At 36.7% G+C, this 25,034-nt stretch carries 20 protein-coding genes and 2 tRNA genes; 8 read left to right on the forward strand and 14 right to left on the reverse strand.

What is annotated here, in order from left to right; genetic code table 11:
- Positions 1-197: 197 nt before the first annotated feature.
- Positions 198-980: a thymidylate synthase gene (locus SUSAZ_11055; GenBank protein AHC52360.1), complete on the reverse strand. Its 783-nt coding sequence runs from the start codon at positions 978-980 to the stop codon at positions 198-200.
- A 159-nt stretch (positions 981-1,139) separates the two neighbouring features.
- A complete protein-coding gene (locus SUSAZ_11060; GenBank protein AHC52361.1) occupies positions 1,140-1,475 on the reverse strand; it encodes a hypothetical protein in 336 nt (111 codons plus the stop codon).
- Positions 1,476-2,069: 594 nt separating this feature from the next.
- Here SUSAZ_11060 and SUSAZ_11065 point away from each other — a divergent pair.
- On the forward strand, positions 2,070-3,218 hold the full coding sequence (locus tag SUSAZ_11065) for a hypothetical protein (GenBank protein ID AHC52362.1): 1,149 nt from the start codon (positions 2,070-2,072) through the stop codon (positions 3,216-3,218).
- 46 nt (positions 3,219-3,264) lie between these two features.
- Here SUSAZ_11065 and SUSAZ_11070 read toward each other — a convergent pair whose 3' ends face one another.
- Positions 3,265-3,969 (reverse strand): hypothetical protein, encoded by a 705-nt coding sequence (locus tag SUSAZ_11070; GenBank protein ID AHC52363.1) that lies wholly within the window; start codon positions 3,967-3,969, stop codon positions 3,265-3,267.
- Between the two features lie 327 nt (positions 3,970-4,296).
- On the opposite strand from SUSAZ_11070, the gene SUSAZ_11075 reads away from it, so the two are divergent.
- Positions 4,297-4,776 carry a ParR family transcriptional regulator gene (locus SUSAZ_11075; protein AHC52364.1) on the forward strand — a complete coding sequence of 160 codons (480 nt, stop codon included), beginning with the start codon at positions 4,297-4,299 and terminating at the stop codon, positions 4,774-4,776.
- 2 nt (positions 4,777-4,778) lie between these two features.
- Here the strand turns inward: SUSAZ_11075 and SUSAZ_11080 are convergent, their stop codons facing one another.
- From SUSAZ_11080 to SUSAZ_11090, 3 genes are all read right to left on the reverse strand, one after another.
- Positions 4,779-5,333, reverse strand: coding sequence for a phosphomethylpyrimidine kinase (locus SUSAZ_11080; GenBank protein ID AHC52365.1), 555 nt, complete (start codon positions 5,331-5,333; stop codon positions 4,779-4,781).
- 181 nt (positions 5,334-5,514) lie between these two features.
- Positions 5,515-6,942: a hypothetical protein gene (locus SUSAZ_11085; protein ID AHC52676.1), complete on the reverse strand. Its 1,428-nt coding sequence runs from the start codon at positions 6,940-6,942 to the stop codon at positions 5,515-5,517.
- A 70-nt stretch (positions 6,943-7,012) separates the two neighbouring features.
- Positions 7,013-11,308, reverse strand: coding sequence for a hypothetical protein (locus SUSAZ_11090; protein ID AHC52677.1), 4,296 nt, complete (start codon positions 11,306-11,308; stop codon positions 7,013-7,015).
- Between the two features lie 348 nt (positions 11,309-11,656).
- On the opposite strand from SUSAZ_11090, the gene SUSAZ_11095 reads away from it, so the two are divergent.
- Entirely contained in the window at positions 11,657-13,567 is a 1,911-nt protein-coding gene (locus SUSAZ_11095; protein ID AHC52678.1) for a hypothetical protein, read from the forward strand.
- A 205-nt stretch (positions 13,568-13,772) separates the two neighbouring features.
- Here the strand turns inward: SUSAZ_11095 and SUSAZ_11100 are convergent, their stop codons facing one another.
- Positions 13,773-14,138 carry a hypothetical protein gene (locus SUSAZ_11100; protein AHC52366.1) on the reverse strand — a complete coding sequence of 122 codons (366 nt, stop codon included), beginning with the start codon at positions 14,136-14,138 and terminating at the stop codon, positions 13,773-13,775.
- Between the two features lie 328 nt (positions 14,139-14,466).
- Between SUSAZ_11100 and SUSAZ_11105 the strand changes: the two genes are divergently transcribed.
- A tRNA-Ala gene (locus SUSAZ_11105) sits at positions 14,467-14,540 on the forward strand.
- Positions 14,541-14,860: 320 nt separating this feature from the next.
- Here SUSAZ_11105 and SUSAZ_11110 read toward each other — a convergent pair.
- The gene (locus SUSAZ_11110) at positions 14,861-15,559 is read right to left on the reverse strand and encodes an XRE family transcriptional regulator (protein ID AHC52367.1); all 699 of its coding nucleotides are present in this window, start codon (positions 15,557-15,559) and stop codon (positions 14,861-14,863) included.
- A 37-nt stretch (positions 15,560-15,596) separates the two neighbouring features.
- On the opposite strand from SUSAZ_11110, the gene SUSAZ_11115 reads away from it, so the two are divergent.
- Positions 15,597-15,672, forward strand: a tRNA-Pro gene (locus SUSAZ_11115).
- 173 nt (positions 15,673-15,845) lie between these two features.
- Here the strand turns inward: SUSAZ_11115 and SUSAZ_11120 are convergent.
- On the reverse strand, positions 15,846-16,196 hold the full coding sequence (locus SUSAZ_11120) for a NagC family transcriptional regulator (protein AHC52368.1): 351 nt from the start codon (positions 16,194-16,196) through the stop codon (positions 15,846-15,848).
- Between the two features lie 52 nt (positions 16,197-16,248).
- Here SUSAZ_11120 and SUSAZ_11125 point away from each other — a divergent pair, with 52 nt between their 5' ends.
- Both SUSAZ_11125 and SUSAZ_11130 read left to right on the forward strand, forming a co-directional pair.
- Positions 16,249-17,511, forward strand: coding sequence for a beta-lactamase (locus SUSAZ_11125; protein AHC52369.1), 1,263 nt, complete (start codon positions 16,249-16,251; stop codon positions 17,509-17,511).
- Positions 17,508-18,671, forward strand: coding sequence for a Ser-tRNA(Thr) hydrolase (locus SUSAZ_11130; GenBank protein AHC52370.1), 1,164 nt, complete (start codon positions 17,508-17,510; stop codon positions 18,669-18,671). Before SUSAZ_11125 ends, SUSAZ_11130 begins: the two co-directional genes overlap by 4 nt.
- Here SUSAZ_11130 and SUSAZ_11135 read toward each other — a convergent pair.
- Both SUSAZ_11135 and SUSAZ_11140 read right to left on the reverse strand, forming a co-directional pair.
- Positions 18,658-20,430 (reverse strand): glucosamine--fructose-6-phosphate aminotransferase, encoded by a 1,773-nt coding sequence (locus SUSAZ_11135; protein AHC52371.1) that lies wholly within the window; start codon positions 20,428-20,430, stop codon positions 18,658-18,660. The two genes, SUSAZ_11130 and SUSAZ_11135, sit on opposite strands and share 14 nt — an antisense overlap.
- A gap of 22 nt (positions 20,431-20,452) precedes the next feature.
- Entirely contained in the window at positions 20,453-21,397 is a 945-nt protein-coding gene (locus tag SUSAZ_11140; protein AHC52372.1) for a mevalonate kinase, read from the reverse strand.
- A gap of 27 nt (positions 21,398-21,424) precedes the next feature.
- On the opposite strand from SUSAZ_11140, the gene SUSAZ_11145 reads away from it, so the two are divergent.
- The gene (locus tag SUSAZ_11145) at positions 21,425-22,495 is read left to right on the forward strand and encodes a nucleotidyltransferase (protein ID AHC52373.1); all 1,071 of its coding nucleotides are present in this window, start codon (positions 21,425-21,427) and stop codon (positions 22,493-22,495) included.
- Positions 22,496-22,513: 18 nt separating this feature from the next.
- Here the strand turns inward: SUSAZ_11145 and SUSAZ_11150 are convergent, their stop codons facing one another.
- The 3 genes from SUSAZ_11150 to SUSAZ_11160 all read right to left on the reverse strand — a co-directional run bounded on the left by SUSAZ_11150 (position 22,514) and on the right by SUSAZ_11160 (position 24,974).
- Positions 22,514-22,861, reverse strand: a complete 348-nt coding sequence (locus SUSAZ_11150; protein ID AHC52374.1) for a hypothetical protein — start codon at positions 22,859-22,861, stop codon at positions 22,514-22,516.
- A gap of 138 nt (positions 22,862-22,999) precedes the next feature.
- A complete protein-coding gene (locus tag SUSAZ_11155; GenBank protein ID AHC52679.1) occupies positions 23,000-23,782 on the reverse strand; it encodes a hypothetical protein in 783 nt (260 codons plus the stop codon).
- A gap of 127 nt (positions 23,783-23,909) precedes the next feature.
- Positions 23,910-24,974 (reverse strand): aspartate-semialdehyde dehydrogenase, encoded by a 1,065-nt coding sequence (locus tag SUSAZ_11160; protein ID AHC52375.1) that lies wholly within the window; start codon positions 24,972-24,974, stop codon positions 23,910-23,912.
- Positions 24,975-25,034 lie beyond the last annotated feature (60 nt).

Here is a 25,034-nt window from a genome sequence, read left to right on the forward strand (position 1 = left end):
TTAGAATGGAAAAATTGGAATATTCTGCGGTGAAAATGACAATTTATTTACGGATTCTATTGACCAGAATATAAATTATTAGACGGAAATGTTAATATAGTTTCAATCCCAAAAGACTAATAAACTAAAACTACGCACGATTAATGTTTATTACAAAAAATAGTTTAATAAAAAAAGCATAATAAATCTGTTTAGTATTATTTGCCCATAACTACCCTATCTTCACTAACAAGTATACTTCTTGCATTCTTCACACATTTCGGTATACCCTCTCTTGTTACTCCCTCTATACACCTCTGAGAGATGAAAATAGTGTTATCTATATCCTCCAAAGTGATGGGGTTCTCTCTTATGAAGTTTTCGTGGATTATGCAATTTGGTCCAGCATATTTAAAGAGGCGAGGATGCACTCTCTTGGCCTCATCTAGCATTTTCCATGCTATAGCCCTTATCTCCCACTGTGCCCTACTACAAAGCCTTAACCCAAAGAAATTATATAACTCGCGAGCGTTCATTGTGACCACAATGTTAGTATTCACTCCGTTGGGTAATACATACCTAGCGTCTTCTTCTGGTACGCCTTTCTCCAGGAGTTGGTAAAAGTAGTTATAAGCATCTTGGTAAGCCCTGTCCATTACTTCTTTCCCCCTCTTCTCTGTGCTTGGTGGAGTGATGGGCTTATAGTACTTGTCCACAGGCTTAGCAAAACGGTGAGACATCTGAGTGTAAGAGGCAACCCTGTGCCTAACTAGTTGATGAGAAGCAACACGCGATATCTCTTCAATAGAGAATGTGTAGACAGAGTGCTCTAACACCGACCAATAGCCATGTATAATGGAGTCTCTAATCCACGTCTCGATCTCATCATCAGTCATCTCCTTCTCGTGGTAGTCCCATCCTTTACGAGATCTACTCATCTTAGCTGCTATTGCTACAACCCTCTCTCCATCTTTTGAATATGACACAAGCTTAATTTTCATTTAATATATAATTGTACTTACAAAATAAAATGGCTTGATGTTTTCAGTGTGGAATTATGCAAAGAGATTCACTTATTAGTATTATAGCTGACTTCCTCCCCGCCTTAAAAGGCGAGGCTTTCATCATTTTGTAAATATTTAAAAAATGACTCTATAATTTCAGCCTAAAACATTACTCATCTTCTCTACAAGTCTCGTAAATAAAGCGGCATTCTTCTCTGCATCTTTCTCTGTCTGATCAAGAACTTTCTTTACCTCCTCATCATTAACCTTAGATAGCCTTTGCTTATATACAACTATCTTATTAAGCTCGTCTTCAAGAGAATCTAGAATCACCTTCATTACATCTTTATCTACTTTACTAGTGCTAGAAGCTTTTTCCTTAAAGCACGTATAATGAACAACTGCCTTGTTTGACATAAAGGTAAATAGTTCGTCCCAATAAATCGGCTTTCCACACAATCCACAGCTCCATTTGGTCTGAGGTCTGCTCATAATGGAACTTTCTCCCAGAGTAATAAAAGTTTTACCAAAAAGTTAAGTCCAATAATCTATTTGACGCATAAACATCTATAAATTATAATAACTAACTTATTGGGGATAGCAGGCTCTCGAAGAAAACATATGAAAGTCATAAAAAGTTTGAAGACAAATGTAACGGCTTAGTTTATAACATAGGTTACTGGATTTAGAGTTAGAGTAGAAGGGTTAAAATTAACGGATCTTAATGAAAGATAAATTGTGAACTTCCTGACCTAAAAATCCTGATATTCCTGTCGTAAAAAGGAGGGTAGGAAATATTACCACTGGAAAAGCTTACCAAGCATTAAACACTTAAGATACTAGAGAGTGTCAAAGATATTTACAGTTAGTAAAATTAAGGAGTTGTATACTTTACAATGGATTCAAGGGTATGATTAGAAAACTAGAATATGCCATGAATTTAATAAGATAATATAATGTGGTGTTACGTATAGAATTATAAATTTTTTATTTTATACAATGTCACCCCCTTCACATAGCTATTAAGATAGAACGAAAAGACATTAAAGTAAGACGGACATTAAGGTACTTATGATACAAAAGAATATGATTAGTGATGCCAAATTTTATGATAAACTTATCGCATTCTTCTTTGATACTGAAAACTGTGCAAACTGTGAGGATTTATATAATAAAATTTTGAAATCGACGATCTCTCAGAAATATTATTTTTTAAGGGCAAATGCAAATGAATATCTCTTTTACACAGTTAGATTCAGTAGGGGAATTGTACCCTCAATAGGTATAATAAATACAAGTGGTGAACTTATAGGAATTATAGAGTCAGAAAACATTGACTACATACAAGCTAAGTTAAGAGAGATCTATGACAACAGAAACAAAATAAAGGGATTCAAAATCGATAAAATTTCCTCAACAAGAGAAATTAACACTGCTGATTTCTATGAGGTGGTCAACTACGCATTAGACGGCGGTCAGTTAGACTTTAGGGGAGCACAGTTTCTAAGGTTTTACGCTAAAATCCACAAAGAGTATGAGAAAGTACTGGAAAGAGCCTTACCATTAGACCCATTTGCAGAGTATGTTTTAACTGGAAAGAAACCTGACGTAGAGCATTACTACACATCAACTTTAGCAATATCAACAATACTTGGTCTATTCAACGACGATGTGATATCAAAGCTACTTGAGAGAATAAACAGTGACGGGAGTGTTTACAGAAGTATAAGAAAAGAAGTAAATGGGCTACTCATAGATCAGGCATTAGTAGGACAGGCTCTACTGAGAGTATATAAGAAGACTTGGGATCAAAAGTACCTTGACTTGGCTATGAAAGTTTACACTTACATTAAAGACAATTTAAGAGGTGATTTAGGGTTTAGAGACGTAAAGCCATTAGATGAGGTAACCAAAGAGGAATTTTATGAACCAATATCCAATTCAGAAACAGCAATATTTCTCTCTCAGCTTTGGTCACTGAACAATGATGAAACTTACCTTTTAGAAGCAAAGAAGGCTATGGAGGCAAGTTATACAATAGGCGGAAACGACATTAGAGTAATTCCAAGAGTCGCTATAGCTTACTTGAAGATTAATGAGTTAATAAAGAGCAGAGAGGAAATCAAGGATGATATTAGAGTTGAGGTTGTGAAAGAAATTAACTGTGAAGATAAGAATGCTGTAGTATATAAGGGAAAGTGCGTAAAAATTGATGAAGTGCAGAGTGAACTATAAGTAGTTTCAAGTTCTCAGTGAATACAAGACAACTCTAATTAAAGCCCTATAACTTCACATAAACTTTCTTAGTAAATCTAGAGAGATGCTTTGCTAATCCTCCTTCACACACTACTCTTAGTGCCTTTATCTTGTCCACAGCAATCACTTTTCCGATATAATCAAATCCGTATTTCTTTAGGGTAATAGGGGCGTAGACAGATGATATACCACTTAAGATGAGATGATCAGTTGATATAGAGGCTAAAATCTTCTCAATATTCCCCACTACAAGAGCTGAACCAAATATTACCGTACTGTCGCATGTCTCTGAGGTAAATGACGAGAAAGGCTTCACTGTAACATTATCAAAGGATCTTTGGGGAGGATTCCAGAAGTCGTATATAGTTACGGATACGAACCTATTTGTAACTGTTCCTGGTGAGTAACCAAATACACAGAGCTTATTCCCTTCCAATACATCTATAGGATCCCCATTCTCGTAGCCCTCAATATTTCCCACACTGTTTAATATTGCAACAGACACTGACCTCTCTATAGGTGAGTTCTTCAAGCTTTCCACTAAGCTTACTGCGTCATTACCAAAAACTTCACCGCAGAGTGAGTTTTCACCTTCAGTGACGGTATGGGAAATCCCTAAGGAGCCATCACTCAACATAACTGAAGTATAAGCCACACCAATGCAATTATTTACAACCTTTTTACCTTTTAATGAATGCCTTAACTCGTCGATTATTTCATCTAATAGCATCAGTAAATATTTAGATGAGAGAAATTAAAATTAAACTAAATGAAGATGTTCCACCCGAGCGAGTGATGAGCGAAACGGTTAGTACTGATGATGATGTGGGAAGAGTCAGATTAAGATGAAGACCTCTCCTATTCTGATGATGACGCCGAGCACTAACGATTAGGTGAGTTCAGGACCACAGCTGAAAACATGTTTACTCTTTACCCGATTGAGTAACCTTAAAAGGATAAGACTAAAATTGTTTTTAATATTTAATTTCAATTTAGGATACTTATATCGTTTAATTGAAAAGACAGTTTTTAAATCTAAAGTGGTAAATTATCAAATATGAGTATGAAAAAGATAGTATCAGATAGAGTAAGAAGAGGAACACTAAGGCTCTTAGTTTTAAGTTCATTAGCTGAAAAACCTATGTATCTATACGAGATCATAAAGAGTATAGAAACTAAAGCGGAAGGATTTTACAGACCTAGTACTGGCTCAATTTATCCTGTACTCAGGAGTCTGGCAAGGGATGGATACATAATAATACAAGAGAGAGACGGTAAAAAGATATATAGCCTTACAGATAAAGGAGTAAAGAAAGTTGAGGAAATTAAGATAGAGATAGAGTCACTCTTTACAAGAGATCCTTTGAAGAGGAGAGTTATTGACTTGTTATTTAATATTGGACTAACAGTACATATTAACAGGAAAAAGATTGATGATAAAGTTTTAAACCAACTTATTACAGATCTTGAGAAATGCATGACTCTAGTGGAAGAAGCTATAAAAAGTAAAGGAGAGAAAACAGTAACCCAGGTCTAAATTTAGTTATTCAAGAAGTCCAATAGTTTTAGACTCTTCTCTACTACTTTCATAGGATCAATGTCGATTACGAAAATTCCAGGCTCCTTACCGAAATCGCCAAGGTCAACAATATAATTAGGTATCTTCCTCAGTGCATTATAAGCCAGTTCAACCATATAGTTCATTGTTTTTCTCTCCTTTGTCTTCTGTTCTGCAGGTTCCTCTCTCCTGTTAAAAATGAAAACCTGATCCCTAGGTAAATTATCTACAATCTCTTGGTAGTACTTTAGATTTATTGCACTCCTCTTTTCTCTATCGTATTTCATTGAAGTCAGTATCACTCTCGCTATGTGGTCAGAAGCGCCAAAGGATGGAGGTAAACAATAGATTACCCTATTAAATGCCACTGTAAGTCTTCCAGGAATGGCTGCCACATCATTTATGTCCTTAGCATTTGAAAGTGAGTAACCCAAATTAGTCTTAACCTCTGGTATTAATTGGTGAGACTTCTCATTAGACACAAACTTGTCTACTGCCTCTTTCAACTTAACTAAAATCTCGTCTCTTTCATCCATAAAGTATAGTTTACTATCATAACCTATATTGTTTTTGAATTAGAAAGGAAATTAGTAAGAGTCTTACTTGTATGATAGAAAGTGGATTTTTACCTGACAGAAATATTTTTCAACTAAAAATATATGACTTGAGAAAATCACAAAGAATAAAAAAGTAGTACGTAAAAAAATTAATATCTTTTTAACTTATCTTCCTATAAACCAAAACTATCGCAACTATTGCAACTATCAAGCCTATTATACCAGCTATAATACCGCCGTATACTAATGGTGTTAAACTATTTACTTTATTCTGTAGGCTGTTCAACTGGCCACTCAAATTGGCTATACTACTATTTAAGCTACTAATTTTACCTTGTAATGCATTTAACTGACTACTTAGTGAACTAGCAGTACCACTCAAGGAGCTTATAGTTGAATTTAATGAGGCTAAGGTGTTTTGCAAACTGGTGATCCTTTGCGATAATGAGCTTAGAGAGCTGTTAAGAGTAGATATCTGAGTCTGTAAGTTGCTTACCGTGTTCTCCAAGTTAGTTATATTCTGTACTAAACTACTTATGTCTTTATTCACTAAAGCCTGAAGATTCTGATTAGCTTGTACGCTCATTAAATAATTTGTAGATAATGTTTGACCTGAAGAAGTTGTATAGTTAGCGACTATTAAGAGCTGGAATACATAGTTCTGGACAGACTCTGTGGGAGGCATAATTGTTATGTTATACATACCAGCATACTTGCCAGAGCTAATTACTGAAGCTGTAACTGTCTGCGTCCCCGTAGGATAATACACCTGCGCTGAGACTGAAGCAGTTGTAACTGGCTGACCCGCAAAGGATACCTGAGCTAATATATACGCTGGGAGACCCTGATATGTCACAATATTAGATAAGGAAGGACCACTACCAATTACAGTACCATTCTGTATCACATACATTGGAGCTATAGTTACCACAGCAGGAACAAGTGTAATTGTTACACTAGCGTTTTGCTGACCAGTTATACTTACTGAGGCAGTACCAGTAGCATATCCCTGAAGTGAAGCTACCAACTTAAATGTCTGAGTAACTCCTGGGAACGATAATACAGTGAAAGAAGCAACACCTTGAGAGTTAGTAGTTTGAGTAGCTACTAAAGTGTTTGAACCTGCTGTTGTATTGTAAAGCTGTACAGTTGCCCCAGCCAATGGGGAGCCTTCCTGATTTACTACTGTAGCTGTTATTGTTGAGGTTAATGGTATATATTGCACATTCACAGATGCGCTCTCAGATGTTGTCCCCTGGACGGACAAGCTGACGGTATAAGTCCCTACGGTAGTAAATCCAGGAGTAGATCCAAAAGTTGCTATAGTAGTCGTTAAACCTCCACTCGAGTTAGTTTGATAAACGTTATTGTATACTACATTGCCCTTAGGGTCATATACGTAAAGGGTAACTAAGGCATTAGGTTGCGACTGTATGCTAAGCACCAATTGCTGTCCATATTTGTAAGTCTGGTTCGGCACAGGACTGTAAAAAGTTATCCCATTTATAGTTACAGCTGAAATTGCTATTGGAGCTAAAACTAAGCTCAATAACACAATGGGAGTTAGTATTGCCAAACTCTTGTTCATACACATACACCCGATCTGTTATAAATTGAGAAAAATTTAAAAAAGGATTTACTTAAAAACATTTTTCCCATCATTCAGCTAATGTTACGTTAGTAAATATTAACTGTGCTGGGTATTCAGATAGCACTGGACCGCCTGCAAATGGTACTGCGCTTAATACTATAACGTATTTGCCAGCAGGTAAGTTAGATATTCCTTGTAACTGCACATACACTAGTAAGTTTGGTACACTAGTACCTATACCTAACGCGGGATAGGCTCTTACAGCAGAGTATGAGAAGTACACTGGTGCTGCAGTTGGACTTCCAGTCTGTACATTAAACTGAGATGCTGGATATACGAAAGCCTGTATCTGGAATTCCTGTGGATATGGTAATATGCTAGTTACATATATCTTTACGACTTGCTGCTGTGGAGTAATTACTATAGAGCTATTATATTCATACTTGAGCTTTGGAGCATTTGATAGTGGAACTTGAGCAGGAACCTGGAATGGAGCTAACCTAATTGGAGTGAAGTTCTCAGCAGTTATTGGAACTTGAGTAGTCGAAGTTGTGACACCATCAGATACAGTTATAATTGCAGTAGCGTTAGCACCTATAGCTGATCCAGTATAGGTTACAAATGGTAACAGGAATAAGCCAGCTGGTCCTAGTGAGTATGCTTGACCATTCAAAACAATAGCTAAACTACCGTTAGTGTAAACCGCAAACGAAGTCTTAGTTAACGAACTTGGTACTTGAACAACAGTATTGTTTGGAATTATAGTAAACTGTAAGCTTCCAGTAAATGTACCGTTGCCTGCGGCTAATTCAGTTAATGTTGGTAATACGTTTCCGGATAATGTTGCAACAGTCTGTCCATATATGTTAGTTACTACAGTTTGTCCACTAATCGAATTATAGTAAACAGATGCTTCACCACCTAATCCAACCAGAGTTATATTCACTGTACTTAATGATAATATGTTACTTGGATTCGTCTTGGCAAATTGTAAATCACTATAAGTTAGGAAGGGCTGCTTTGCAACATTCTCAGCTATGAACCATGGTGGGGCGAAAGTTATATTGCCTGTATACGGATAGGCAGTCAATAAGAACTGCACTACACCAGAGCCTTTTGACACCAAACTCAATGTGGACAAAGCTACTAACTTTGTTGTTGCTGTTAAAGTCTCACCTGTCACGAAGTCATGATAAGTGACATTCAATATACTATTATTCAACTGCTGTACATTTAGATTTAGTAATTTCTCTAATCCACTTATACTTATTCCAAACTGGAATGTACCATTACATGCCTGCAATTCTTGTCCAATTAACTGAGTGAATAAGGTTTGTATGTTGTTAGTTGTTAAAGGTATAACTACAGTAGTACCATTACCCAATGTTATTGATATAGTCTTTATGAAACCTAGGTACTGCTGAACTGCAGACGCACCAAATAAGACGTAGTTTGGTGAATTCCATAATGCAGTGCCATTTGTGCCTATACCTATATACGTTGGTAATGGGCTACCATAATAAGGTTCGCTTAAGTACAATGGTACACTTATCTGGTACAGTGGAGTTGTGGGAGATGGGAAGTATAAGCTGGCAGCTACATTAGGTACACTAACTGTTGTAAACACTTCATACTGCTTTGATGAGTAGAAGTAGTGTAAAACAGCATAGTCTGTCGTAGTGTATGTTAATTTGATACTTGAACCTACGAAGCTAGCGTTTGGAACTACATATATTAGAGTATTCTGAGATGCAATGTACAATCCATTAAGGAGATTAGTACCTACAACAGCACCATCCACTTTGTAAGTAATATATATATTCAAATTATAGTTAGGCGTTGCCATACCTGGTAAAGGCGATGGTACTTGAGATGCATTTGGCAGTAAATACATAAATCCAGGGCTTGTAGTAGATGATGGTAATGAAGCAGTAACTGGAGATGCAACAATTGATAGACCACCATTGAATACAGGCCTTGTATTAACTGTCTGTATGAAGTAGTAATTGTCAGTTGGGTTATTATCAGCATATTGAGCCAGATAGGTGAAGTTGCCTGTTAATGCCACAGGAGAGAATGGACCAGATTGAGCAGTATAAGTGAACGTAGTTACTGGACTACCCTGCACATAGTTACTGTAACCAAATACACCTGTTGGACTGTATACACTACTCCCTGGGAATATAATAGCACCTGTTACATTCATATTACCATACTTTAATAGCAACGAAGATGTAGTAAAGCTTCCAGATGGATATGGGTCTAATACTGCATCTGGATCATATATTGTCACAGTAACATAGTTATTTGGACAGATGAAGTTCTGATAGTTATAAGGTGCTGTCGAAATGCTTGGAGGTATAACAACACCATAGAAGTAACCTAGATTTACACTTACTTTATTATTTACAGTATCATAAGCGGAGACTGTTACGCTAGTCAGATTACCCCATAATCCAAAATCAACTAAGGCTATGTAAGATGTAGATGGAACAGTGAAGAATTCTAGCTGCAATGGAGACGTACCCGTTTCTGTTGCTGGAACTGATGGGGCTCCTAAAGTTAGATAAAATGGAGACAATGTAGTAACTTGTATTAAATTATTATTTATGGCCTGCATAGGCTCTTGAGAACCGGCAAAGGATAGCACATAATTAGAAGTAGTCTTGTTGTAGAGGGCTCCTATCAAATAAGCCATAGCTGTCGTACCATTTATTGCGGGGTAGCCTGGAGTCACAATAATTCCGTTAAAACTATACTGTTGTAGAGGTATATTCTGATAGTTCAAGGTTGCATTAGTTAACAAGCTTACTTTGGCGGAGGCAGAATTTGCAGCTAAGCTTCCTTGAGCATTTATTTCAGAAGAACCAAATATATTAATCTCAGATGGGGGAGTACTTAATATAGCAGTAGAATAATAAGGAGCTAGAGTGGTTGATGCACTGATTCCTTCATAAGCAACAGCTCTCAATTGTATCTGAGATACATAATTAACTAGAGTTGGGGCAGAGCCGACGGTTATTTGAACATTATAAGGAGTGCTGTACCAATTACCTGACAATGTAATTGTTGTACCCGCTGGACCACCAATCTCATAGACTGGTAAAGTTGCGTTATTTTTACTTGTGGTGACTATTACATTTTGTGGTAAGAAGGTTGTTGAATTTGGATATTCTACTACTAATTTACTAACATATTCTACTGCTGTCGATGTGGAGTTTGTACTACCTACTACTAGTAAGTATACGTAGAATTTATTGCCATTTATAGTGAAATTGCCTGATGGACTTATACTTGATGTACCCATAGCTAGGGTTGAGCTGCTAGATATTATACCTAAGAAACTAGAGTAACCGTTAGAGAAACTATACGATAAGTAGGTAAAGCTTGAAGGTAAGTTGTTTATAGACGCTATCCATGCCATTTGGGCCATATTTATTGTTAGTGGACCTGGAACTGAGTAGTTTAGCTGGAATGTGAATGGAACTGCACCACTTGCATATGTATCAATTAATGTTGTGTTGATTAGAGCTCTTCCCCATATTACAGGATGATCATAAGCTTGATTTGATAATGAACCTAGGTTACCGTTTACTTGCATTGGGTTATATAATCCAGCTTGATAGGGACTGTTAGAGAATATGAATGGTGCGTATAATATTATAGGTACTGTAGAACCACTAAAGCTTTGACCACCTAATGTAAATGGAGTCAATGTTCCTGAAACAACTCCTTCCTGCATATTTTGAGTAGCGGATGTCGTATAACTCTCATAACTTGTGAGGACTGGATTGGTTCCGGAAATTTGCTGACCAGTAGAAGTGTCAATTAAAGTACTAAAGGGAGTGGACATAACTGAAGATGCTGGGGTACCAGCCTCATTAATTGGTTGAGTAGTTGCTAAACCTGGTAAGTACTTAGACAGATAGGTTAATGTTATATTTGCTGAGCTCGTTGCATATGGATATAGGAAGCTAACTACAACAAATACTACTTTATCTACAGAATCATAATATGCACTATAACCACTGGTTGGGAATCTTACCGTTACTGAGCCTGTAGTTTGTTGTGTCTGAGCATTCACTGTTTTAGCATTTATTTGAATGTTAGATACTACTGTGGATATTACATTAGTTACGTTAGAACTTTGAACATTAACGTTAGATACATTAACTACAAACAAGACTAGACCAGGAGCTGGAGCTCCGTTACCTGTTAATAAGTATGCCTGTATTCCGCCTGCAGATACTGGTGGGGTTAGTGCTGTCGTTGTTATTGCTGGAGCTATTCCAATTAATATTGAAGCTAGGAATAGAGAGGATACAAGAAGACCTACGAGTTTATTCATACTTTTCACTTTCAAGGAAACACCTAAGCGAAAATGGTTTAAAAACTCTTTTATACAGCTGTATACACTATCTTATCTATTAAACTCTAGATATAAATGAACTTAAATCTACTCTGAATTAGTTATTAATTCTATTAATAAGCGTTATATCAGAGTTGGCTTTATACTTTAAAGACTAACTAGGTTAAACTGACCCACTCCCCGCCCTAAAGGGCGAGGCTTTCGTCATTTTGTAAATGACTGTAATATTCTCTTTCTTTACTAAATAAATACATGCACTATCATATTGAAGTATATGATTTCATATACTGCTGTAGTCATCGGAGAAATTTTATTTACTCAATTTGTTACAGTAGTGTCAACATGAAAACGCCAAAAACCATATGCATTCTAAGTCTAATACTCCTCTCCTTATCACTGAATACACTACTGTTAACCTCACAGATTACCGCAGGCAATCAGACAACGAGCTCCAACGCGGGAGTTTACATTGCACCAAATAATCTAGTCAATCCATTTGGCTCCTCTCCACCCACTATTCCACTTTTCACCACATCCAACCAAGCAACATTTACTTTTTATGTTATAAATAGCAGGAGTACACAAGCTACCATTCCTGTTTATTTAGATTCCTCCCTATACACAACCGTTACTCTACCACCATACTCGTACAAACCAATTTCACTTCAACTAAGCACCGGTTTGCACACAATTTCTGCTAATAGCGAGACAGTTAATATAAATGTCACAGCTGTTCAGAACGCAGTTAATGGAGTAATGTACCTAAATAGCACACCGACTTTAATTACTATCAACGCTAATCCTGGCGAGGTTTACAGTCTCTTCTATTCCTACTCGCCACAAGTCCAAAACCTCAACTTAATCTCTCAAGGTTTCATAACAAACTTGGCAAATAACTACTGGGAGACCTCTTACGTTTTTCCAAGCCCAGCTAATAAGCTGTTGATCATAGTACCACAGAATATATCTCAGGGGCTTTACTACGCATATTACTACTCTGTCTTCGCAGGGTTTGTAAACGGTACAGAAATTCCTAACTCTTACGTCTACGGTATAGTACTTATTAATGTGAGTTATGGCATACCTTCTTCATTACCGTCTCCAGTCAAATACGTTGGACAAGGAGGAATAAGCGCATTTGTAGAGAACATATCAGGAAATACTTATCTACAAATAAACTATCCGTTCTCTTTCCAGAATGTATACAACGTAACTGTATTGACTAACGGAAAAGAACAGACATACATACTTACTAACACTTCAGGAGGTAATTATGTAATTTTAGGAACCCCATACAGCCTCTCAGTCTATGGTACAAATACTCAGTGGAGCTATTCCAACAGCTCAATAATACTAAAATTACCTCAGTTCAGTAGTGGAATAGTTAAAGTCACTGGACCTTATGGTAATGCAGTACTTAACTTGAGCACATCTAGTAAGATTAGCTTGGTTACTACTACTCTTAAAGTGCTCTCAGTGAACGGTTCTCCTATTCAAGGGGCTACAATAGATGTGTATAACGTAACTACCAAGTCCCTTATCACTACTTTGCAGACAAATTCAACAGGTTTAACCACTCTTCAATTACCGCAGGGTACCCAAGTGGAAATATATGTTAAAGCAAATGGCTATTTATCAAATTCAACAGTATTCACTGTTACACAGCAGGGAGAACTGACAGTATACTTAAAGCCCATAGTCGTGAGCATTACTCCATCAGTAGTTTTAGTTAATGGCACACAAACCTCACTGGTCTCAACCAAAACAGGTTATGAGTTGACAAAGAACATTACAGTTGGTTCAACAATAGAGTTTAACTTTACTGTAAAAGTTAGCGGAATGGTTATGAACAACATCTCAGTAAATGCGTATATCAATGGTAACATGGTAACAGTTAAGTCGTTAGGTAATGGTAACTACTCTGTAGTATTCAAACCTACCAACACTGGAACATATAATTTAACATTAGTTGCAAACTATAATGGAGTGAGCAACAGAACAACGATAGAATTTTACACATATCAGTTGCCTGTAACCACTGGAACTAGTACAACAACTAGTACAACTAGTACAACTAGCAGTACAACAACTAGTAGTCCGACGACAACAACTTCCACTTCAACCATTACTACTTCACAAAGTGGTTCTACAACGCCTTCAACAAGTTCAGGATTTCCGTTGATTCCAGTAATAATAGTGGTAATAATAGTAATTGTAATTGTAGCAGTCGTGCTCTTGATAATGAGAAGGTGAAGAAAGAACAGATATTAATTAAAAATTTTTTACGGATTCTATTTTTATGTTCAGAAGTTTTCCTTCTCAGATTAACTTGTGTACTAAACTTCAGATATGAGCTCGACGTTGACACGTCTTACATTGGACTTGACAGGTTTAGCTATTCATATAGGTTTAATTTGTATGTTGTGAGTAATGAACAATTTTGTAGACATTTAGTGGTTTAATCAGTAGCTATTATTCTACTTAGTTTTTTAACGTGATTAGCATAGAATAATACTTCGTGGTGCTTATTTAATCTGGTTTCATGAAACCCTTCCACATGAAGTATCCAGGCGGATTTCCAGATGTCACTCAAATCTTTATAGTATAACGAAAGTTGCTTTACAGCTAAGAAGAGTAAATCCGCCCTCCACCTATCAACCTTTCTAACGTCTTTGAGAACAGGAATTTGATGCTTTATTGCTAGAAGTTTTATTGCCTTCTCAGAAGCCTTATAATACTTCTCAGAAGCCTGAACCAAATCACCCAAACCTAAAAACTCATCTCCTTCCTTCAAATATACTTCAGCAGCAGTTTCTATTAACATCAAGTTATCACATTCGAATGAAAATTTAAAAACATTATAAGAAAGCTCTAAAAAGGAGAAACCTTTTTTAGCCTTTACTCATGTGAATACACAAATTATACAGTTAATTAGAACTAACTTCTTACCCAAAAATCAAACCTTAGTAAGTCTCTACAACTGAGCACTAGGATAGGAGGAAGAGTTCTTATTCAGAACTTCAAAAGTTGGTAAAATCAAGAGATGACAAAAGAATGAAAGCCTCGCCCTTTAGGGCGGGGAGGAGGTCAGCATTATCGGATACGTCTAATACGAAAAAATTAAATTGGGTAGGAGTCATATTAGATTTCATGGGCCGGTAGCTCAGCCTGGAAGAGTGCTTGGCTCGCACCCAAGAGGTCCCGGGTTCAAATCCCGGCCGGTCCACATTTAATAAATGTGTATATTGAAACCTACATGTACCTTTTCCACGATAAAAGGGTATAATTTAGTATTGCAGAATGTGTAAATAGAGTTACTAATTTAAAAAATGTATAAATACAGTTTCTTAATTTTATTTAGAATTCATTAAGTTTATTACCTAGTATATCTCAGATTTCCAATTTTCCCTATACATGTTTATTATAGAATGGAAAACACACTAAGTCATTTATTGGTACTTTGGATAAAAAGATGCTTATCATGTTAATTTAAGTGAGGTCTGTTTCTATCCAAAATAGTAGCTTTGTTCACTCTAAATTCTCTCCTCATTTATTTAACCTCCTTATTCTTTCCTTTAGATCCTCTACGTTCTTTAGCGTAGATATTATTATGGTTATGTTATCTCTCTCGGCTAACATCAGCGATAGTGGATCAATTCTCACGGGTCTATGAAAAACAACTATAGATGGCTTAATAGGGGCAATTTTAAGTGCGATCATCGGTGATCTTCCAGTACTTACACTGGTGAAAATTACCACTCTACCTATCATGAAATTAAGTAGTTGATAAAATTCAAGTCCCTTTAGGCTTGTTATTGCCTTTATACTATCTGTGATTAACCAACCGAAGACACTGGTCTCAGGGATTGAGGAGTTGGGTAATATACCATCGACAGCCATTACAATGTCGTCTATAGACACAGGAGAATTATAATCTCCTAAATCGTCTATGAAAGGAAGCATTAAGGTGTAACCTTTAATTAACTCATTTATTACATTGTAACCTCTTTCAATATCTATATTAACAAGAGCTAAAACGAACCTTTTAACAAATTCAACTCCGGGTTTTCTTCGACCCTTCTCGTAATCGGCTATTACTGATTGGGATATACCTAGATATCTAGCCAACTCCCCCTGAGAAACATGAAAAATATCTCTCCATTTTCTCATTGAGGCACCTGGATTATCACTAAATCCAATATCTCCTACAATCCTCTTTGCCAACGATTCAATGATGTAGTCCACAGAAAAATCTATTAATTATGTGAAAAATAAATTAGTGGGGCCCGTGGTCTAGCTAGGATTAGGATGCGGCGTTCGGGTCGCCGTGGTCCCGGGTTCAAATCCCGGCGGGCCCAACTTAAGGAAGTCTTAAGTGAATTTTTAAACCACCAAATTACATTTGAGGATTTTGATAACTAGTTAGATTGCATTTCAGAAGATTTTAAAATTCTATACAGAATAACCCCGTCAAATAAATGAAAATTAAAGAGATGCTAACTAAATATTAAATACATAAATAAGGTACAGACTACTTATTTTCTCCCTCAGTTAACGCAAGAATGGCTTTTGCTATATCTCCATTAGATTTCTCCAATGCTTCCCTAGCTTCCTTCTCACTCTTACCGGTCTGCTCCATTATGAACTTTACGTCCTCCTCTTTAATCTCAACCTTTTGCTGTTGTTTACTCTCTTCTCTGGCACTCCCCATTACACTAAATACTTCCTGTCCTTGAGCTAACATCTTAACTACTACAGGGTTATCTATAACTAGTATCTTATCCTGGAGTTCTATTGTAACCTTTACTGCATTTAATTGCTCGGTTTTCAACCCAAGCATTCTCTCTAAGTCCTTCATCTGCTTAGGATTGAATTTTGGCACATAATATATTACTTAACTCAAACTTAATAGTTTGGCGGTTGAATTAATGCCTATGGATTCAGTGAAGATACTGGGCGGAGGAAGAGAGGTAGGGAGGGCAGCCATTGAAGTAAGTAAAGGAGACTCAGCCATAATTTTAGATTACGGTGTAAACTTTGATCAGAACGATAACCCTAACCTCCCTCTGCAGGAAACACCAAATAGAGTAAAAGGTTTCGTAGTCTCACATTCACATCTTGATCACGTCGGGTCTTTGCCCCTATATCAAATATCGGGCAGTTATCCAGTGTTTGGAACCATGATGACCAAATTGATCACGGAGTTAATGTTAAAGGACTTTCTCAAACTTTCTGGTGCTAGACTACCCTTTGAATGGATGGAAGTAAAGAGAACAATGGATAATTTCAGGACAGTGAACTATTACAAGGAATTTGAGATAGACACTTTTAAGGTGGAACTCGGCAACGCTGGTCATATTCCGGGAAGTTCCATGATCAAAGTGAAAACAGATAAACATAACATTGTTTACACAGGAGACACAAATCTCATTAACACGAAGTTAGTAGGTCCAGCAGATCTCAACTTCCTATCAGATGCAGACGTGCTTGTAATCGAGAGCACTTATGGAAAATACAACCACCCAAAGAGGGAAGAAGTGGAGGAGGAGTTTTACAATTCTGTTAGGGAGATAGTTGAAGGAGGGGGGGTTGTGCTTGTACCGTCATTTAGTTTAGCAAGGAGTCAAGAAATTTTGGCTCTATTGGCAGATAAGAAATTTGATTACCCCGTTTATTATGACGGCATGGTTAAGGAGATAACCGAATTGATGATACAGAACCCTGAGTTTATCAATAATTATGATGCTTTAAAGAGAGCACATAAGTTCTATCGTTATGTAAATGGGTGGAATGATAGGAACAAGGCAATAAAGGGTGAAGGTGCAATAGTGAGTAGTGCAGGCATGTTGAAGGGCGGTCCAGCAGTTTACTACTTTAAGAAGATAGCTGAAAGTACCAGAAATGGGGTATTCTTAGTGAGTTATCAGGCTGAGAACACTCCTGGAAGAAGGTTATTGGAGACAGGAAAGTTTGATGAATATTCCCCCATGCTCAAGGCGAGGTTCCAGATCTTTGATTTCTCAAGCCATGCAGGTAAATCCCAATTGTTAGAGATGATTAAAAGTTCTAAAAAATTAGAGAAGGTTATCTTAGTTCATGGAGACCCCTCTAGCAGTTCAGCACTTGCAAATGAAATAAAGGAGAAGATAGGTGTTAATGTAGAAGTGCCGGAAAACGGTAAGGAGATTAACCTATGATAATTCTTCTAATTCACGCCTCAAAATTCTCTTTTTCAATAAAAGACAAGGCAATAAGAGAACCTGAGGAGCCGACAACTTCTTCATTAGAAAAGGAGAACGTGTTAGTGGCTTTCACGACAGTTGAAAAAGGTGATGACGAGAAAATAGTAGAAAGGGCAGCAAAAGAAATAGGTAAGGTCTTTAGTGACGTAAAGGCTTCTAGTATAATCATTTACCCATATGCCCATTTATCTGATAACCTAGAGAAACCAGACATAGCTGTTAAAATACTGAGACAGCTAGAAGAGGAGACAAAGAAAGTCACCATAGAAGTGAGTAGGGCACCTTTTGGTTGGTACAAGCAATTTTACATTAACTGTTACGGTCATCCATTAAGCGAATTAAGTAAGAGAATAAGACACGAAGAGGATTATGAGAAAAGCGAGGAGATAAAAGTTTGTGAAAAATTTGGCTTTCCAAGCTCTCCACATAGTGTATTTATGAGAAATGCTACCATTGAATACTTAAAGAAGCTGTTTAAACCTAATTTTATAACTGAAGGAGATGGAATTCCTGAGGAAGGAGAGTTCAGGATAATTTACTCTTCCACTCAAGGACGAAGATTACCTTGTGTAAATGAGGAGCCAAAGATTAAGGTAAGGATAAAAAACGGGATAGACGGTATAATAGAAAAATTTGAGGACTCGAAGAACTCATATGTTGTAGCAAACAGGACTAAGGATTATATGGAGATAGATGTTAATTTACTAACCTACTATTTCCTCTATAACGCTAGTACTAAGGCTCCACCTATGTTGCCTTTATGGATGAACCCAATCCAAGTCAGAATCTTGCCTGTTAAAAGTGATTACCTACAAGACGCATTCAAGATAGCTAGCTACATTAAAGCGAGAGTAGATATTGACGACATAAATGACAACCTTGGCTCAAAAATAGCCAGAGCTGGAAAGGAGTGGATACCCTTCATAGTTCTACTCGGGGAGAGGGAAGTTAAGACAGGTTCCTTAACAATAAAGCTAAGGGAAAAGAATGAACAGAGAAGTTACACCATAGATGAGTTAAATGAGGAGATTAAGAGGGGAGATCCATTAATGTTGCCATCTACACTACCATTACAACTCTCGAAGAGAAGTAAGAAAAACATTACTCTACAGTAACAGTTTTAGCTAAATTTCTAGGTTTATCTGGATTTAGTCCTTTACTTACAGAGGCATAATATGCAATTAACTGAAGTACAACGGAAATCGATAGAGCAGGAAACTGAATAGAGTCCAAATATATTTCAACATCGCTTTCACTTATTTTCTTATTTACACTAATCACATAGGCTTTAGCGCCTCTAGCTTTCATCTCTATAACGTTATTTCTAAGCAGATCAGTGATTTCACCATCGTTTATTGCCACAATTGGAAAACCTTTGTCCACTAGTGATATGGGACCATGTTTACTCTCACCCGCAGGATATGCCTCAGCATGAACATACGCGACTTCCTTTATTTTTAGTGCCCCTTCCATAGCTAATGGTAAAGACATTCCTCTACCTAAATAGTATATACTGGTCTTCTTTGATAATTCCTCACCAATAAGTTTTGCATAACCTTCTACACTAGTTATAACTCTTTCAACTTCTGCGTCAGCACTCCTAAATTTATTAGTATTGTCCCTTCTTAATCTAGCGTGTATGAAAAGGAGAGAAATCAGCTGTGTTATAAATGTCTTCGTTGCAGCTACACTTATTTCGGGACCTGCTCTCATATAGATTTTGTAATTGCTTTCTCTTGGTAAAGCACTTTCTATAACATTAGTTAGAGATACTATCCTAGCTCCTTCCTCTTTAAACTTTCTAACTGCCTGTAGTAGATCCAAAGTTTCTCCGCTCTGACTAATAGCAAATATTAAGTCATCCTTCTTAGCCTTGAAATTATAATATTCTGAGGCTATCAACGGAGAACTATTCATTCCTTCCCTACTCAATAAGAGGGAAAAATACAATCCTGCGTGGTAACTCGTACCAGCGCCTACTACTACAATCCTTCCTGAACTCTTCATTTCTGCTATAATTTTGTCTATTAAGTCAAGATCAGAAATTAGACTGTCTACTGTATCTCTGATTGATTTCGGTGATTCGTGTATTTCCTTAATCATAAAATGTGGATATCCTTCTTTAGAGGCAGTTTCCACATCCCAATCAACTACCCTTACTCTATCTGATAGATCCACCGGATTACCGTCCTTGTCTTCTATAAAGACATTCGATGTTGTGATAAAACCAAGTTCTCCATCCTTGATAACTAAAATCCTCTTTGTGTATGAGAGAAAAGCAGGAATGTCACTAGCTATATAATTTTCCTTCTCCCCGAGACCAATAACTAACGGATTGTCCCTCTTAGCAAAGAATATTCTCTTTTCTCCATGAATAACAGCTAAAACTGCATAACTTCCCTCTAAAGCCTTAATTGAATTCCTAAACGCACTATAGGGATCCATACCTCTTTTCATAAATTCCTCAATTAAATGTGGAATTATTTCTGTATCCGTATCACTTTTGAATACATGTCCTAGTGTCTGAAGTTCTTCTCTCAATTCCTTATAATTCTTTATAGTACCGTTATGGATTACAGCTATCTTACCTGAACAGTCTACATGGGGATGAGCGTTATAGTCTGTAGGAGGACCATGGGTTGCCCACCTTGTGTGACCTAAAAATATGTAACCAGACATCTCACTGACTTTCTTCTTACTAATGACCTCCTCTACAGTTCCCTTAGCCTTCCTTACCTCCAACTTATTATTATCAAGTGATGCAACGCCTACACTGTCATATCCTCTATACTCCAGTCTCTTTAATGCAGAGATAACTTTGTCAGCGATCTTCTTATCTTCCTTTGAGCATACTATTCCAATTATTCCGCACACAAAAATTTCTCTATGCTAACTACTAAATTAACTTTATCATAACTCCATTGAACGAAGGGTTAGCGTTTATCAGTTTTCCTCCCATGGCTTTTATCAGAAATTCCGCTTGCTCACTCTTAGTACAGACCACAGCTCCTCCTCCACCACCACCGCTAACCTTACACCCTTTAACACCTGCTATCCTTGCAGTTGAGACAATTTGATCTATTACAGGGACAGTAATGCCTATTGAAAACAGAAGACCATGGTTGATGTACATTAATTCTCCCAGTTCTTCTTCATCGTTCTTAACAATTGCATTTTTTGCCTCAGTGGTGACTTGCTCTATCACATTTAATACAGATTCAAATAACTGGGGTTTGGATTCCTTGAGTTTTTTAACTCTCTTTAACATATCAGCAGTAGTTGCCATTCTCCTGAAATAGCCTGAGGAAAAGCTCATGTTTGCATCTAATTTCTCAACTTCCTTACCCCCTTTCTTAACCAGAATAAACCCTCCAAAAGTCTCTGTATGTGTGTCCATAATGCTAGCCAATCCTTGAACCCTTAACTCGATCTCATGAGATATTTTAGCTATTTGCTCTCTAGATAGTTTGTGACCTAAAAGCGTAGAGTAAGCAGAGACCATACCTACTACTACACCTGCGCTAGTGCCTAACCCAACAGATGGATCCACTGGTGACTCAATATCAATACTAACTTTTTTCTCTGCACCAAAGTAATTTATAGTCTCAGTTATGTAAGCTAAAACTCTCTTCACGTTCTCGTTTTCCACTTTGTATTCATGCAGATCTACTTTGACACCAGTGAGTTCTAAAGTATTCGATGTGACATAAAACCTTTCACTTTCTATAATTCTTATCTTCAAGTATTCTGATATAGTATACGCTATAGCAGGTCTTCCATACACTACAGCATGCTCTCCAAATAAGGTCAATTTGAGAGGAACTAATGCTTCAACTATCATTATTTAACCGTAATGAGATTTACTCATATGCAAGCTATAATTCTTGCCGGTGGCAAAGGTGAAGGGTTGTTACCATATACTGAGAGAGTACAAAAGGAGACCATTAATATACTTGGTAAAATGATTCTTTCCTATTCCATTTCAGGCTTGAAAAAAGCGGGAATAAATGATTTCGTTGTGGTGACTACTGATCGAGGTAAAAAGTTAATTGAAGATGAACTAGAAAAACTAAACATAAGCTTTGAGGTAATAAATCAACATAGGGAAGGTATCAGTGGAGCTATAAAGGATGGATTAGAAAAATCAGATGACGATAATATAGTAATAGCTTTTGGAGATATTGTTGCACCAGAAGAGTTTTACGTGAATCTAGTTAATGCGTTTTCCGTTTCAGGTTCCGAGATAGTTATACCACTAGTACCTGTGAGTAAAGGAATCCAAACTTATGGACTAGCAAAGATAAACACTGAGGGATTAGAAGTAGTGAAAGAGGGATCAACTTTAGCCCTTGCAGGAGCATACATAATAAAGAATGAGACATTTGAGGATTTCATAGATTACCTTAATCAACGTAAAAGTAAGATAAAGTACTTTATATGGAGTAGGGATTGGTTTGACATAGGTTACCCTGAAGATATTATCGGTGCTTTAGAAGCTTTATTAAGCAAGCACGAAACTGTTATATCAAGTTCTAGTGAGATATCCAAGACAGCTATTATAGGAAAGAAAGTTATAATCGATAATAACGCGGTTATAGATGATTACGCTGTTGTTAAGGGACCAGCTTACATTGGCGAAAATGCATACATAGGGAATTTTTCACTTGTAAGAGATTACAGCTCAGTGGAGAGAGGTGCAAAAGTAGGAGCATACTGTGAGATAGTCCATTCTTCAATACAACCTGGAGCTGAAATAGGTTCAAAGAGTTACCTTACATACAGTATAGTAGGGAGTAATTCTAAGATAGGATCCAATGTTATAATGTCAAGCTACCCAGCGAATGTGATAAGAGGGAGAGTTGAAAAGTTAGGTGCTTTAGTATCACCTGATAAGGAGGTTGATCACGGTAGCATATTACGACCTGGAACTAAAATTTAAACAATTGCAGATCAAAAATTATAACACGTCTGTTATTATTCCCATCCATCTACCTTCTTCATAAAGCATATATTCAACTTCTAATGTTAGTCTTTTCTCTCCGTGCTTTGTCTTTACTTTGATAGGATAAATGAAGTAATAAACATCTCCTTCAACTTCCTTTTTAGCTCTCTCCGGAAATTCAATCTCGTACCCATAAGATAGTGCTACTTCTTCCAGTTTAGAAGTCAGCCTAGCCAGTATATCCTTTAGGGACTCACCGTATATCGGTTCCATAGAAAGCGACTTTAATTCTTTCTTAAAGGCTGTTATACTCTCTCTACTTACCCTCTTTTTCCTTGTTTTTTGTTGTTTATTCTTCTCCACACTTAATTCATCAAAAATAATCGTTTAAAAAGGTAATCGCAAAATGTTTCTAATCAGTTTTATCTAATAGATTGAATCTGATTATTTTCTAAATAAAATTGCCGGTTTTTGTCATTACTTATTATGTGTTAGATTATGTTAGAAATATGATAATTTCTTTTTCATCTGATCCACCAATTCATTTAGTTGCGATGTTAATTCAGGATCAGGGTTTCTAATGGAATTTAGTGTATTACTTATTCCATTCAAGAGTAACGACCTATCAAAATAGAGGGATCTTGAAGCTAAAAGATAAAGTAGTTTTATCTTTTCAGACTCCACAAATTCATCAAACTTATTTTCCAATATCATAGCCTTTAATGCCTTGCCCCTTGAAACAGTTTTAATCCAACTCTTACTACTCTTTAATTTCTCCATGAACTCACTATCATATGCTATATCCTCCAATATGTCCTTAATGTCTACGCTAATCTCTGCCTTCCTCTTATCTACTAAATCGATAATCATGTCCTTGAGTAGACTATAATTAACTCCCAAGTCTTCTTTTTCCGGATAGATAGTTAAACCTAATGATGTAGCCTCCTTCTTTATCTCTGAAAATACATTATCAATATCCTGCGAAATTACCCTAGAGTTTAAAGGTAAACCTGTAAGTGACGAGGAAACGGCGTGAAGTATATGAACATCTAATGTAACAAAAAGGGAAATAACCTTGTCTATCATTTCAGGTTGTGATCTCTGTAACCAAGCCAAAAATGGCTTTCTGACGTACTTCCTAGGCCATGAGTCTAATTCATATAAAATTGGTGATTTTGCATATGAGATACTTACGTAATATCCTCCGTTAATCCTCTTATATGCTTGTATAACTAAATCTCTATCAATACCTGAATTAACAGCTAGTGTTATAAAATCCAACACTTATCTACCTCAGACCTGGCCACTTTCTTCATTAAATCAGAAAAGAATGTGCTCATCAACATATAAAAGGATTCATATATCCAATAAAAAATTATTACTACTTTGATTTGAGGTATATAAGACGAAACTATTCCATATAACCCTTCTCGACCAGGAATTCTGTTGCTATTATACCCCCACCTGCAGCTCCTCTGACAGTATTATGAATTAGGGAAGCAAACCTTATAGCCCGCCTATTAACTTGAGAAAGTCTTCCAACCACCACACTCATACCCGGAATTTCTCCAGCCCATCTATCAAAGTAAACTTGAGGTCTCGAATCCTCATCAGTTAGGATTATAGGCTTGGATGGAGCTGTAGGTAGTTTTAAGTTCTGCGGTTCTCCCTTAAAGTTATCCATAGCCTCCCTTACTTTCTCCACGTTAACATCTTCCTTAAACGTAACATAAATTATCTCATAATGACCGTGAATAGTGGCTACCCTATGTGTTGTAGCAGAGAGAGTAACATCATTACCACTATCATTCACGTTCCTCTTAGTTTCTGATAGAACTCTATGTACCTCTTTGATTAACTTATTATCATAATTGTCTCCAAGAACCTTTATATTATCAATAATGTCTAATGAGGCTACGCCAGGATATCCTTCACCTGATACCGCTTGCATAGTCGTTATGAAAACACTATCTACCTTGAAGTTTTGATAAATTGGTGCCAAAGGCAAAAGCACTCCTTGCGCAGCACATAATGGTGTTGTAACTATAAACCCCTTCCAATCCCTTTTCTTTTTCTGTTCGTCTATTAATGTTATTGTATGAGGATTAATTTCTGGTATTAATAATGGAATATCAGGCTCAAATCTGTGATCTGGCGAGTCACTTATCACTTTGAACCCATGTTTAGCAAACTCCTCCTCTACAGGTCCTGCAGCTCCAGCAGGTAATGGAGAAAAAACTAAGTCTATATCGTTCATTAGCTTAGGATCAGTTGGCTTTATCTCCATATTTGCAACTTCTTTCGGAATTTGACCAATTGTCTGCCATCTTACTACTTCACCATATGGCTTACCTACTGAACCTTTACCTGCTAGATATGCCACTTTTATATATGGATGATTTGTCAACATCCTTACGTATTCTATACCTACCAATCCTGTCGAACCAAGTATTGCAGCTTTGAGAACCCTTATCATACTATATACTACTGTTTAATATAATATAAACTTTTTGAACAATACTGACATATAGAGTGA

This window comes from Sulfolobus acidocaldarius SUSAZ (assembly GCA_000508305.1).
GTDB lineage: Archaea > Thermoproteota > Thermoprotei_A > Sulfolobales > Sulfolobaceae > Sulfolobus > Sulfolobus acidocaldarius_A.